Below are 11,179 nucleotides of genomic sequence, written 5' to 3' on the forward strand. Positions count from 1 at the left end.
GATCATATCCCGCGCCGTTCCTCAACATGAAAGTTGGAACGCGACGAGCAAAGAAAAAAGGCCCATCCGGTGAGGGATGGGCCTTTGGGTTTCAAAAATTTATGCAGCTAGTCGCTTACGTTCGTGAATAACCGCACTACCAGATGCTGGTCGCAGATCGACAGCATCAATGGTCTCCAAGCCGATGGTGTGGCCATCCAAAGTCAGGAATTCAACCTCATAGGCTGCTCCCTGCGCATAGATGTGCACAACAACACCAACATCGCCCGGCTCCAAACCAAGGTTTGGCACGGGCTTCTTGAGAACAACTTGCGAGTGTTCTTTAAGCATCGAAACCTCCTAGGTTGGGTAGGCAGTGATGAATCGGACGCCTGCCTCACCAGTATCTTGCTGCCATACGGCAGTGACCACAGGCAAGGGCTGACGCCCACTTGGTGTGTTCAGAGCACCAGTCACAATGTACTTGGTCCCGAATTCCCTTCGTTCGTTCAGGAACTTAGGCATCTGCCCACTCCCGCAGGCGTTTGCGGGTTGCCACACTGCCAAAGCTGGTTGCTGCGCGTTGCAGGCGGGTTGAATCAAAAGTAGGGACCTTGTTGCGCGCCTGGAGCAAGACCGCATCGCGGTCCTCGGCGAGCTCATCCAGGTTGTTCAGAAGGTCAACAAACAGAAACTCTGGCGTCAGTTTCTTTGGGAAGCGTGGCTTCATTCGAAAATCGAACTGCCGATTGCCGAGTCGGAAGACACCATGGCGCTTGTGGTTGTACACCAGCGTGCGGTTGTACAACTGCGTGGTTCCCAAACCGACAGCGTTGTAGGCCGACGGAGAAAACACAAGAAAGTCTTTGTCACGCAGAAAGCCACCGACCACTTGTGCATCGGCAGGCGGTAGAGGTCCAAAACTGGACTGTTTCGGTGCGTGGTACAGGCCCTGAGCGAGCTTTTTCAGCTTCCCAGTAGCCACCAACTCGCGCAGGTGCCTGTCCACGGCAGTGGACAGGCGTGCAAGGTCTTCACGCCGATAAACACGGCCTGCCTTCAGCGAATCGGCAAGGCGAGCAGCAGCCTTGTATGGAGACTCACTTGGATGGGCTGGGGTGGACAGCATGGCAATTTCATTGAAATTTCATGCATTTTATTCTCTTTCATGAGTATGCAGTGGACCGTCATTGTTCATCGGAACAGATCGAAGACATCACGCGAACCTCTTGCTGACGTTGCCATTCCTCCATCCACGCGTTGATCGCGCCATCGGCATGGGCCCGCGATGTCGGCGGCATTTCCACTACTGCCAGAAGCGATAAAAAAACCCGCCACCGATACCGGCAGCGGGCCAAAGACCAGGCGAAGCTGATCAAGGAGAAATGGGGTTCACGCCCTGGCGGTGGGCACGTCTTCCAGCCGCGTCGTGTACTGCGGGGTGCGTCGCTCCTGCTTCATGCCCCAGGTGCGGCTGGGCCCGTCCTGCCCGGTGGCGGCCACGCGAAGGGTGCCCTTGCCGTAGCGGCTGTTCACTGTGTCCATGGCCGTCATCAGCCGGCTCTGGTCGCGGTCTTCTTCCTGCTCCAGATCGAGCTCGCCCTGCTGCACCGCGGCAGACTGCAGGTCGACCAGGATCACGCCAGCCTTGATCAGCTCGTAGCCGGGCACGTACATCCAGCGCATGCCGTTGGCGGCGGCCTGGGCCAGCACCCGAGAGTCGGCCGTGGGTCGCCGCAGCGGCACCGTCACGCTGCGCGAAAGCTGGCGGCCTGGGCGGTAGGGCGATGTGTGCATGAAGACGAGCAACTCGGTGGCCAAGCCGGCCTGGGCGCGCAGCTTCTCGGCCGCCCGGCAAGCGAACTCGCTCACGGCTTCCACCAGAGAAGCCAGGTCAGAGATGGGCCGCCCGAACGACCTGGTGCAAGCGATCTGCTGCTTGGGTGCGGGCGCATCGTCCAGGTCGATGCAGGGCATGCCCTGCACTTCGCGCACCGTGCGCTCCAGGCCCACGCTCCAGCGCCGGCGCACGGTGGCGGGGTCCATGCGGGCCAGATCCTGCACGGAGGCTATGCCGGCTTCGCGCAGCTGCGCGGCGATGCGGGGCCCCACGCCCCACACCTCGCCCACATCGGTGGCCTGCAGCACTGCCTGCAGCTCAAACACAGGCAGGGCCGCCAGGTTGCACACCTGGGCCAGCGCATCGGGGTAGCTGCCTGGCTTGCGCTCGGCCGTCTTGGCGATGTGGTTGGCCAGCTTGGCCAGCGTCTTGGTGGCAGCAATGCCGATGCCGCAGGGAATGCCCGTCCAGCGGGCGATGCGGCTGCGCACCTGGTGGGCGCGCCGGGTCAGGTCACCGCGCACGCCGTGCAGTCCGATGAAGCTCTCGTCGATGCTGTAGATCTCCTGCGTGGGGCCCAGCCCGGCTGCCAGGGTCATCATGCGGTCGCTCATGTCGCCGTACAGCGTGAAGTTGGCGGACAGGGCCACCAGGCCGGCCGACCGCTCCAGGTGCCGGATCTGGAACCAGGGCGCCCCCATCTTGATGCCCAGCGCCTTGGCCTCGTTGCTGCGCGCGATCGCGCAGCCGTCGTTGTTGGACAGCACCACCACCGGCCGCCCCTGCAGGCTGGGCCGAAACACCCGCTCGCACGAGACATAGAAGTTGTTGCCGTCCACCAGCGCGTACATGCTGCACCTCGGGCGTGCTCAGCACAGAAAGCGCTTGATGCAGGAGGTGACCACGCCCCAGACCTCGACCGTCTGCCCATCCTTGGGCACGATGTCGGGAAAAGTCGGGTTGGCCGCCTTCAGGCGCAGCGCGCCAGCTCGCTGGTGCAGGTACTTGACGGTGAATTCGCCGTCCACCACCGCCACCACGATGTGGCGGTGCACGGGCTTCAGGGCCCGGTCCACCACGATCAGGTCGCCATCGTCGATGCCGGCCTCGCGCATCGAGGGCCCGGCCACCCGCAGGATGAAGGTGGCCTGCGGGTGAGTGATCAGCAGCTGGGCCAGATCCAGCCGATTGACCGCAAAATCCTCTGCAGGCGACGGAAAGCCCGCGCGCACCGCTGCCACCGGCATGGGCAGCACCAGCGGTGCAGGGTCCACCTCGACGGCGGACAGGCGATCCAAAACACTGTACATATGCACAGTATAGAGCGAGAGGGTGAAGATGTGCTCCAACTACGACTCGGTCACCAGCCCAGAGCGGCTGCGCATCTACTTCGGTGTCGACGCGCCGGCGGGCAGCATCAAGGGCGAGGTGTGGCCGCTGTACCAGGCGCCGTTCATCCGGCGCCACCCGCACGCCGACGTGGGCGACGACGCGGTGCCGCCGCGCGAGGCCATGGCCGGCCTGTTCGGCATGCTGCCCCACTGGGCCGGTGAGGTGGCCTTCGGCCGGCGCACCTACAACGCCAGATCCGAGACCGTGGCGGAAAAACCGAGTTATCGGGATGCCTGGCGCAATGGCCAGCATTGCGTTATTCCCGTGGAGCACATCTACGAGCCCGACTGGCGCAGCGGCGTGGCTGTGCCCACGCGGATCCAGCGCAAGGACGGCAAGCCCATGGGGATCGCCGGGCTGTGGGCGTCAAACCGCAAGGCCACGGGCGAGGAAGTGCTGAGCTTCACCATGCTCACGATCAACGCCGATGACCACGGCCTGTTCAAGAACTTCCACCGCCCCGAGGACGAGAAGCGCATGGTGGTCATCTTGCGAGATGACCAGTACGACGAGTGGCTGGACGCACCAGCCGACCGCTCCATGGCATTCATGCAGCAGTACCCGGCCCAGCTGCTGATGGCGACACCTGAGCCGCAGCGGGGGCGGCGGAGGACCGGGGCATCCCCTACATCAAAGTGAGCAAATGGCAAGTGGCGCGGGCGCTGGCACGGTATGGGTCAAATGATCAGAACATGCCGATGAGAGCCTAAGTATTTGATTTGTAATCAATCGGGCACGAAATTTCTCATTCATCTCTCATTTGCACATCGAAATTCAGAGCAAACAAGAGCTCAAGCAGTGCGGGTGTCGTTGCCCTGGTTGACGGTGACCAGTCTCTGCTCAGTGTTGGAGCGGCACCACCCTCAAAACATTCCGCATACTCCAGATTGAAGGTCATGGTGAACCGGGGCTCACTCGCTACTTCTTCTGCGTCGGTCGAGCTCGGCCGCCCTTTGTGAGCTCATCGGTGTCAACTTCGTGTGGCGGTGTCAGGCGCACCACCAGTTCCGTCTGACGTTCGATCAGCACCGCACTGCCCTCCTCGCGCGCCGCGGTGACACCGTCCAAGCGGCCTCGCATTCGCGCTGAAACAAGAGCCCCCGCAGAAGGAAGGTGCTCAGGGACGGACGATAACCGAGCGACCGCCGCCCACGGCGTGCCGCCAGGGACCACTTACGTCTTGTCGAGATCCCGCTTGGCCATAGATGGTTTGACAACCGTCTCGTGGTGATTCCTGGCGTGCGCCGCCAGAGCGCTCCACTCTGGCGGCGTCATTGCGCGGCCCAGCAGTTCCTCGAATTGGGCGCGCACCGTCAACACGCCCTCATCGCACTCCACGTCGTCACCGAAGCCGAGAACCAGGCAGATGATCCCCCAAAGACGATGCCAAGTCCCTTCCAGGCCTTCGAGGTGGATGCCAAGCCGGTAGCCGGTATCAGTCGTCGCCGGTCGGTTTGACAAGATGCTCTCCAATGTCGGAGGCTGCCGGCGCCGGCGGTCGATGCGCTCACGTGCGGTTTTCTGGAGATCTGCCAGAAGAGCGTTTTCCAGCGGGGTGCCGCACTCGCGTTCCCAGCATTGGATCGCGGCTTGCACCGCCGCGCCCTGCCGCTCCCCATCTTCCTGCAGCTGCGCCTCCAGCGCCGCCACGACCTGGTCTACTGACTGCGTGCGCGGACTCAGTGTCTGGTCCACGGCCGACATGATGTTCAGCGAAGCCGGGCTGTCCGGATTGCTGGCCAGTTCGCGCGTCATGGCCTCCCAGACACTCTCGCCCGGGCGCAGCTCCAATTTTGTTTTGGGCGGGTCGCTGTCAGACATGGCCGGCATGTCTACCGGAGTCCTCGCCCGTCTTACTCCCGCCATTTGCACTCGTCATGGGTATTGCGCCTAAAACCGATGAGCATCAGGAACAGTTTGGGTCTGTTGAACGAGTGGGCTGCGCTGCCTGATCGGGTCGCGCTGTTATCCTTTCTTCGCATGAACCCCGTTTTTGTTCCCGATGAGAACATCGCTGCTCACCTGGAGCAAGTCCAAACCAGATGGACAACGTTGCGTGCTTCAAATGAGCTGCAGCAGCGTGCAGAAAGGGTACATGAAGCGATGGACTCGGATGCGTTCGATCGGATGCTGACGGCCGCAAAGAGGGCCCGATCGGGCGGGCAAAAAGTACTGTGGTTACACCGCGCGGCGGATGTGGTCCAACGAGCAGTATCCCAGGCCAAGGCCGCTCCTTGCCGAAAGGGCTGTGATCAATGCTGCCACATCCGGTGGTAGTTTCTCGTGCGGAGGCCGCGCACTTGGCCGCCATCTCTGGCAAGTCCATGTCGGTGACTCCCGACCACGCAGTACACGTGTCACAAGAACTTGAACAGCGTAGTGCTGATGGGCAGTTAGAGGCCACTGGCTCAGATCGCTGGAGCCATCACATCGGACAAGCCTGCCCTTTTCTGAGCCACGGTGAATGCACCGTGTGGGCCGCGCGTCCATTGGCCTGCCGTTACTACTACACCATCGACAAGGACGATTTGTTGTGCCGCCTGTTGCCAAACAAACTGGCCGTCGAAGTGCCTCAGTTGAACGTGCTGGCGTTGACCGCGATGTCCTGGGGTATTTTGGGCCTGAACCAGGACGCGGCGGACATTCGCGACTGGTTTCCAAGCGAAGCGTGAGATACAGCCAAGATGGAGACAGCGTCTCTGGATGGGCATGTCCGTGCTTCGTGCGGACGTGTGGCCACGACAAATGGGGCCTATTTGTTGTGAGCCTGCATGGGGGCTTTCGGGGCGCTGCTGTCTTGGGTGCTGGGAACCTCTGACAGGACAGCCACGTCACCACGCCAATGATGAATGTTGTTGAAAGCGACGCCGCATTGAGCGCATTGGTACCGCCCCGATCGAGCCATCACACCGGCCGCATTCCTTTGCATGATGGGTTTGTAGGCCGTGCCACCACAATGCTGGCATGAGTTGATGGGTTTTTGGTCTGCCATGTTCTGTTGCTGACGTTTTCGCTGTCACAGCAGTTTCTTCAAGAATGCACAGCCCCCGCCTCTGCGCCAGGCGATCCACCATATACGACCACCCTGCCTCGACCCTGTCGCTTGGCTTGGTAACACGCAGAATCTGCATCGTGCAAAAAGACATCCGTGCTGTCTGCACCACCGTTGAAGGTGCGAACACCCACGCTGGCGCCGATGCGAAACACGCGGTCATCCACCGCGAATTCACGTGCTCTGACCACGTCCACCACTTTTTGGGCCACGGCAACCGCCTGAATCTCGTCACAGCCGCGCAGCAAGATCACGAACTCATCGCCGCCCATCCTCGCCACGCTGTCATTGCCTCGTACGGACGCCTGCACAACAGCGGCAACTTGACACAAGACAGCATCGCCCTTGGCATGCCCAGCGAGATCGTTCACCGCCTTGAAGCCGTCCAGATCGATATATAGCAAACTGTGATCCCCCGGGCTGTTGGCGGCATCCAGCAGCAGTGGATTGAGCCCACGGCGATTCAAAAGCCCGGTGAGGGCGTCACGGTGACTCTCCAGCCGCAAACGCTCCGTGAGCTGGTACATCTCCGCGGTGGCCCGCTTTTCTCGGGTGATGTCGGTGTGGCAACTGCACGCTTGCTCACCCGTGGTCGCACTCATGGTGACGCGGATCCACCGGCTGCCGGGCAAGGGAATTTCGAATGGAAAGCCGGAGAACTGCATGCTGTCCTTGAGGGCTGATTCCAGATCTTCCGCCACACCTTGGTCTTCTTCTTCACCGCGCCGCGCCCAGTGCTCGCGAATCAGGGCATCAAAAGTCTTTCCCAACACATCTTGCTGGTTGCGCAAACCGTACATCGCGACAAATCGGTCGTTGGCAAAAACGATGCGTCCGTTCGCGTCATGAATCGCCACGCCATCGCTGAGCTGGTCAAAGACGCGCAAGGTCTCGGGGACTTGACTGGTCGCTGTCAATGCAGAAAACGCCAGTTGCGCTTGCGGATTGAGCAAGCTCGCCTCCATGTTCGACAAGTCGAGCCAGACCCGGATATTGTCGCCATTGGGCTGCGGCACAGCAGCGACTCGCAGCTTGCGCCCGCGATGAACAAATACGTACTCACGTGTCTGCTCACGGTGCCGGCGGATGCCATCCTGTATGTACCGGTCAATGTGAACGTGTTCCTCTGCGGCCAAGCGCAGCAGGTAGAACCGCCGCAGGTTGTCCGCATAGGGCTCGCCCACGTGAATGTGATCGGCGTGTTCTGGAAAGAACATCAAGAAGTGTTCATTCCACTGAACAGCACGGGTCTGCGCATCAAGCACACACATGCCAATGCCCAGGGAGTCCAGCAGAGTGGCGGTGAGGGTGTAGGACATGGCTGGCCGACGATAGCTGTCACCACTTTACACTTTTGGTCGCCAGCATTGGAGGTCACCCAAGAAATACTTGATCGGTATGTTTCATACGTGATGCAGCTGCACCTGGTGCACTGGGACTGTCCAAAACGCAACCTGGGCATGTCGGATACTTGAAGCATCCATGTGGCAGATTGCGCCTGGCTGGGCAAGGGCCAGTTGCACCCGCTCAAGCCATGAAAGGTCCGAGAATGAATGACCGCCCTTCAGATTTGGCGCAGTTACGTGTCTTGCTGCGTCAGTTGAGCCGTGGCGAGCTGCTCATCATTGCCGAGCGGGCAGTTGAGCTGGTGCCGAGTGCCGGCTTGGCCTCTCTGCTGGGTGACTTCCTACAGATTGAGGTCTCAGGGGAGGGTTGCGTAAATTTCGGGGTCATGAAGCAGCAGAACCTTGCCATGGCAGCCGACGCGCAGTCGGGCTTTTAACAACACCGCAAGCCCACGCGTCGCGACGAGTTCCTCAAGACCATGGATGCACTGGTGCCTTGGGATGCGCTATGCGATGAAATCGCGCCGCACTACCCCAAGGCCGGCAATGGGCGCCCACCCATTGAGCTTGATCGCATGCTGCGCATCCACTTCATCCAACTTAACGATGAGTGTCTCTGACCAACCTTTTGCGCGTAGCGGCGGCATTTTTTTGTCGCCGGCGGCCCCAACGCGTTTCGATTGTGTGCTCAGCGCGTGGCGGTCGGCTTCGATTTGGCCTGCGTGGGTGACTTTCGGGTGGCCGGCTTGATTGCGGCGCCCCCTCGTGGTTTCGCCGCGGTGTCTTCTTCTCTGGATAACCTCGCGTTCAGTTCCATGAGCAGTTGCGCCGTGTCCTGCCGGTACTGCTCCTGCTGCAGCTTGACGACCTTGATTTCTTCCCGTGCCGCAGCCAACTCCCGCGCCAGGCCAGCGTTCTCCGCGCCCAGGACGCTGACCTGCACGCGCTGGGCCTGGAGCTGTTCCTGGGCCTCCAAGAGGGCCTTGGCCGCCTTCTTGTTGTCGTCGGCCAGCTGCTGTGAAAGACGCTTGACGTCCTGGCGTGCCCGGTCGACATCCTCCAGCAACCGTTTTTCGTGGGCGGTCGCGCGCTGCTCCAGGCGCTCTCGCTCTTGCCGGTGGCCCTCGGCCAACTCGCGCAGGCGATCACGCTCCGTTTGAAGGCTCTGTGCCATCGCCGCGCGGGCCGCGTGCAGGACCGCCATTTCGGTGTCCCGGCCCGCCAGGGTTTGCTGGAGGTCGCTGAGCTGGTGCCCCAGGTGGCGCAGTTGTTCGTCCTTGGCACTCAAGGCTGCGGCCAGAGCCTCGGCGCGTTCATGGAGCCGTTGCTGGTCGGTCTCCAGGGCCAGACGCTCGGCGGCCAGTTGCCCACGGTGTTGCTCCAGCGCCTCGCGCTCCAGGCGCAGGGCGTCGCCCGCCTGCTCGTGCGCATGTTGCTGGGCCCTTCCCCACAGCGCCTTGGCCGCCCGCAGGACCGGGGCTGGCAGGGTTGCTTGCGCGCCACCGCCCTGCCCGGGCGCGCCATCGACTTCTCCCTCGGGCAGCAGCCGCCTGGCCAGTGACGCGTACCAGACGTCGAGCATGGGTCCCACGGTGTTGGGCGAGCCGCGCCCGAGCTGCGCGCGCACCCGCTCGATGGTGGGGCGTTCGCCCTGTGCGAGCACCGCGTCGGCCGCGGTGGCGACCTCCTCGAGTTGCACGCCGCGGCCGACTCTGGGGTTCTGAATTGACATGGCCGGACTCCGTGCGCTTGTTTGGCCACGATAAGGGATACTTATCGTGACCTATTGATTGAAAATGTAGAAAAACATACGTATTATGTGTGAAAAGTACAAAAAGGCGCCCGCATCCCACCTGCGCCTGCCGGTGCCGCCCAGGTCTCGTCCCAATAACCGCCCCAAAAAAGCGCCGTAAAAAGGCGTCGCAAAAAGGCGCCCACAGATCCACCCCACTGGGAGAACCGCCTTGCGCCCACCCCCGCGTCAGCCCCGACCCCCGCTCGCGCTTCGCCCCCCGCTGCACAGCACCCCGGCCTTGCAGCCCGACGTCCTGAGCGCCCTCACCGCCCAGGCGGTGGCCGAGCTCCTGCGCGAAGGCGCCTCAGCCAACACCGAGCGCAGCTACCGCGGCGCCCTGCGCTACTGGGCCGCCTGGTACGGCCTGCGCTACGGTGTGCCCATCACGCTGCCCCTGCCCGTGGCGGCCGTGCTGCAGTTCATCGTCGACCACGCCCAGCGCACCACCCCACAAGGCCTGGTGCACGAGCTGCCCGCCGCCATCGACCAGGCGCTGGTGGCCGCCGGCTACAAGGGCAAAACAGGCCCCCTGGCCCACAACACCCTGGCGCATCGCCTGGCCGTGCTGTCCAAAGCGCACCAACTGCACGAAGTCAGCAACCCCTGCCAGGACACACAAGTGCGCGAGCTGCTCACCCGCACCCGCAAGGCCTACGCCAAACGCGGCGAGCTCCCCCACAAACAGGACGCCCTGACCAAGGAGCCCCTGCAGCGCCTGCTGGCCACCTGCGACGACTCGCTGCGCGGCCAGCGCGACCGCGCCCTCCTCCTCTTCGCCTGGGCCAGCGGCGGGCGCCGGCGCTCGGAGGTCGCGGGCGCCGAGATGCGCTTTTTGAAGCGGCAGGCGCCGGGTGTGTTCACCTACGAACTGGTGTTCTCCAAGACCAACCAGGCGGGGGTGCAGCAGCCCCACAACCACAAGCCCGTGCAAGGTGCCGCGGGTGTGGCGCTGGAGGCGTGGCTGGCGGCCAGCGGGATCCGCGAGGGCGCCCTCTTTCGGCGTGTGCTCAAGGGCGGCAAGCTCGGGGGGCCGCTGTCGGCGGGGGCGGTGCGTGACATCGTGCAGGCGCGCTGCCAACTGGCGGGTGTGCAGGGGGCGTTTTCTGCGCATTCGTTGCGCTCCGGCTTCGTGACCGAAGCCGCGCTGCAGCGTGTGCCCCTGCCCGACACGATGGCGATGACGGGTCACACCTCGGTGGCCGTGGTGCTCGGCTACCACCGGCCCGGTGCGGTCTCGGACAACCCGGCGGCCAGTTTGATGGTGTAGTTCAGAGGCGCGTGAAACACGCGAAACCGGTTTTCACCGGTGTCGCAGATCTCTTCGCTCGGATTCCTGCCCCCGGTCTGCGAAACATGCTCTTGCACGAAGAAGCGTGGGTCAGGCGCCATGGTGAAGACGAACCACCGCTCGTCACATTGCCTCTGCAGTCCCCGTATCCACTTTCACAACCGGTCACCGAGTAAGGCCGTGCGTTCGGCATGTGAACCTGCTTGTTTCTGCCTGATTTTTGCGCACTGCTCGGCAAGTCAACACTGGCGCGGTCTGGGGCAGTTGTACCCGCAGTTTTCCACAGGTTTAAGCCAGCGCTTTTGGGATAACTCGACCAACGCAGTGTCCACCATGAGGTTACCCGTTGGGTTCCAGACTTTCTGGTGCGGTAGCCTGACAGCACACCCTTTTTATCTGTCGCTAGACTGGTCAACGCCTGCTGAATTCGCCCGGCGGGGGGGGGGGGGGGCGGCCCACCCCGCGGCACCCACCACCCCCCCAAAGA

12 protein-coding genes and 1 pseudogene are annotated in these 11,179 nt (G+C 62.6%); 4 read left to right on the forward strand and 9 right to left on the reverse strand.

The genetic code is table 11. The features are described from left to right. Nucleotides 1-99 precede the first annotated feature (99 nt). From AAHB17_RS23735 to AAHB17_RS23755, 6 genes are read right to left on the reverse strand one after another with little or no spacing between them, the layout of a single operon-like run. The gene (locus AAHB17_RS23735) at nucleotides 100-330 is read right to left on the reverse strand and encodes a DUF4926 domain-containing protein (protein ID WP_342133538.1); all 231 of its coding nucleotides are present in this window, start codon (nucleotides 328-330) and stop codon (nucleotides 100-102) included. Nucleotides 331-339: 9 nt separating this feature from the next. Continuing rightward, a complete protein-coding gene (locus tag AAHB17_RS24820; RefSeq protein ID WP_446719648.1) occupies nucleotides 340-504 on the reverse strand; it encodes a DUF6883 domain-containing protein in 165 nt (54 codons plus the stop codon). Next, nucleotides 497-1,108: a hypothetical protein gene (locus AAHB17_RS23740; RefSeq protein WP_342133539.1), complete on the reverse strand. Its 612-nt coding sequence runs from the start codon at nucleotides 1,106-1,108 to the stop codon at nucleotides 497-499. The genes AAHB17_RS24820 and AAHB17_RS23740 overlap by 8 nt, the downstream gene beginning before the upstream one ends. Nucleotides 1,109-1,166: 58 nt before the next feature. Further along, nucleotides 1,167-1,358: a hypothetical protein gene (locus AAHB17_RS23745; protein ID WP_342133540.1), complete on the reverse strand. Its 192-nt coding sequence runs from the start codon at nucleotides 1,356-1,358 to the stop codon at nucleotides 1,167-1,169. Nucleotides 1,359-1,371: 13 nt separating this feature from the next. Continuing rightward, complete coding sequence (locus AAHB17_RS23750) at nucleotides 1,372-2,670, reverse strand: Y-family DNA polymerase (protein WP_342133541.1); 1,299 nt, start codon at nucleotides 2,668-2,670, stop codon at nucleotides 1,372-1,374. Nucleotides 2,671-2,688: 18 nt separating this feature from the next. Then, nucleotides 2,689-3,129, reverse strand: coding sequence for a LexA family protein (locus tag AAHB17_RS23755; RefSeq protein ID WP_342133543.1), 441 nt, complete (start codon nucleotides 3,127-3,129; stop codon nucleotides 2,689-2,691). A gap of 28 nt (nucleotides 3,130-3,157) precedes the next feature. Here AAHB17_RS23755 and AAHB17_RS23760 point away from each other — a divergent pair, with 28 nt between their 5' ends. Beyond that, entirely contained in the window at nucleotides 3,158-3,850 is a 693-nt protein-coding gene (locus tag AAHB17_RS23760; protein ID WP_342133544.1) for an SOS response-associated peptidase, read from the forward strand. Nucleotides 3,851-4,384: 534 nt separating this feature from the next. Here AAHB17_RS23760 and AAHB17_RS23765 read toward each other — a convergent pair. After that, nucleotides 4,385-5,032 carry a hypothetical protein gene (locus AAHB17_RS23765; RefSeq protein ID WP_342133545.1) on the reverse strand — a complete coding sequence of 216 codons (648 nt, stop codon included), beginning with the start codon at nucleotides 5,030-5,032 and terminating at the stop codon, nucleotides 4,385-4,387. Between the two features lie 479 nt (nucleotides 5,033-5,511). Here AAHB17_RS23765 and AAHB17_RS23770 point away from each other — a divergent pair, with 479 nt between their 5' ends. Continuing rightward, complete coding sequence (locus AAHB17_RS23770) at nucleotides 5,512-5,883, forward strand: YkgJ family cysteine cluster protein (protein ID WP_342133546.1); 372 nt, start codon at nucleotides 5,512-5,514, stop codon at nucleotides 5,881-5,883. A 358-nt stretch (nucleotides 5,884-6,241) separates the two neighbouring features. Here AAHB17_RS23770 and AAHB17_RS23775 read toward each other — a convergent pair whose 3' ends face one another. After that, entirely contained in the window at nucleotides 6,242-7,582 is a 1,341-nt protein-coding gene (locus tag AAHB17_RS23775) for a sensor domain-containing diguanylate cyclase (protein ID WP_342133547.1), read from the reverse strand. 413 nt (nucleotides 7,583-7,995) lie between these two features. On the opposite strand from AAHB17_RS23775, the pseudogene AAHB17_RS23780 reads away from it, so the two are divergent. Next, a pseudogene (locus AAHB17_RS23780) lies at nucleotides 7,996-8,208 on the forward strand (IS5/IS1182 family transposase); the annotation flags it as partial. Nucleotides 8,209-8,297: 89 nt separating this feature from the next. Here the strand turns inward: AAHB17_RS23780 and AAHB17_RS23785 are convergent. Next, a complete protein-coding gene (locus tag AAHB17_RS23785) occupies nucleotides 8,298-9,341 on the reverse strand; it encodes a DNA-binding protein (protein ID WP_342133548.1) in 1,044 nt (347 codons plus the stop codon). Between the two features lie 232 nt (nucleotides 9,342-9,573). On the opposite strand from AAHB17_RS23785, the gene AAHB17_RS23790 reads away from it, so the two are divergent. Continuing rightward, complete coding sequence (locus AAHB17_RS23790) at nucleotides 9,574-10,671, forward strand: tyrosine-type recombinase/integrase (protein ID WP_446719649.1); 1,098 nt, start codon at nucleotides 9,574-9,576, stop codon at nucleotides 10,669-10,671. Nucleotides 10,672-11,179 lie beyond the last annotated feature (508 nt).

This window comes from Hydrogenophaga sp. OTU3427, assembly GCF_038440225.1.
GTDB lineage: Bacteria > Pseudomonadota > Gammaproteobacteria > Burkholderiales > Burkholderiaceae_C > Hydrogenophaga.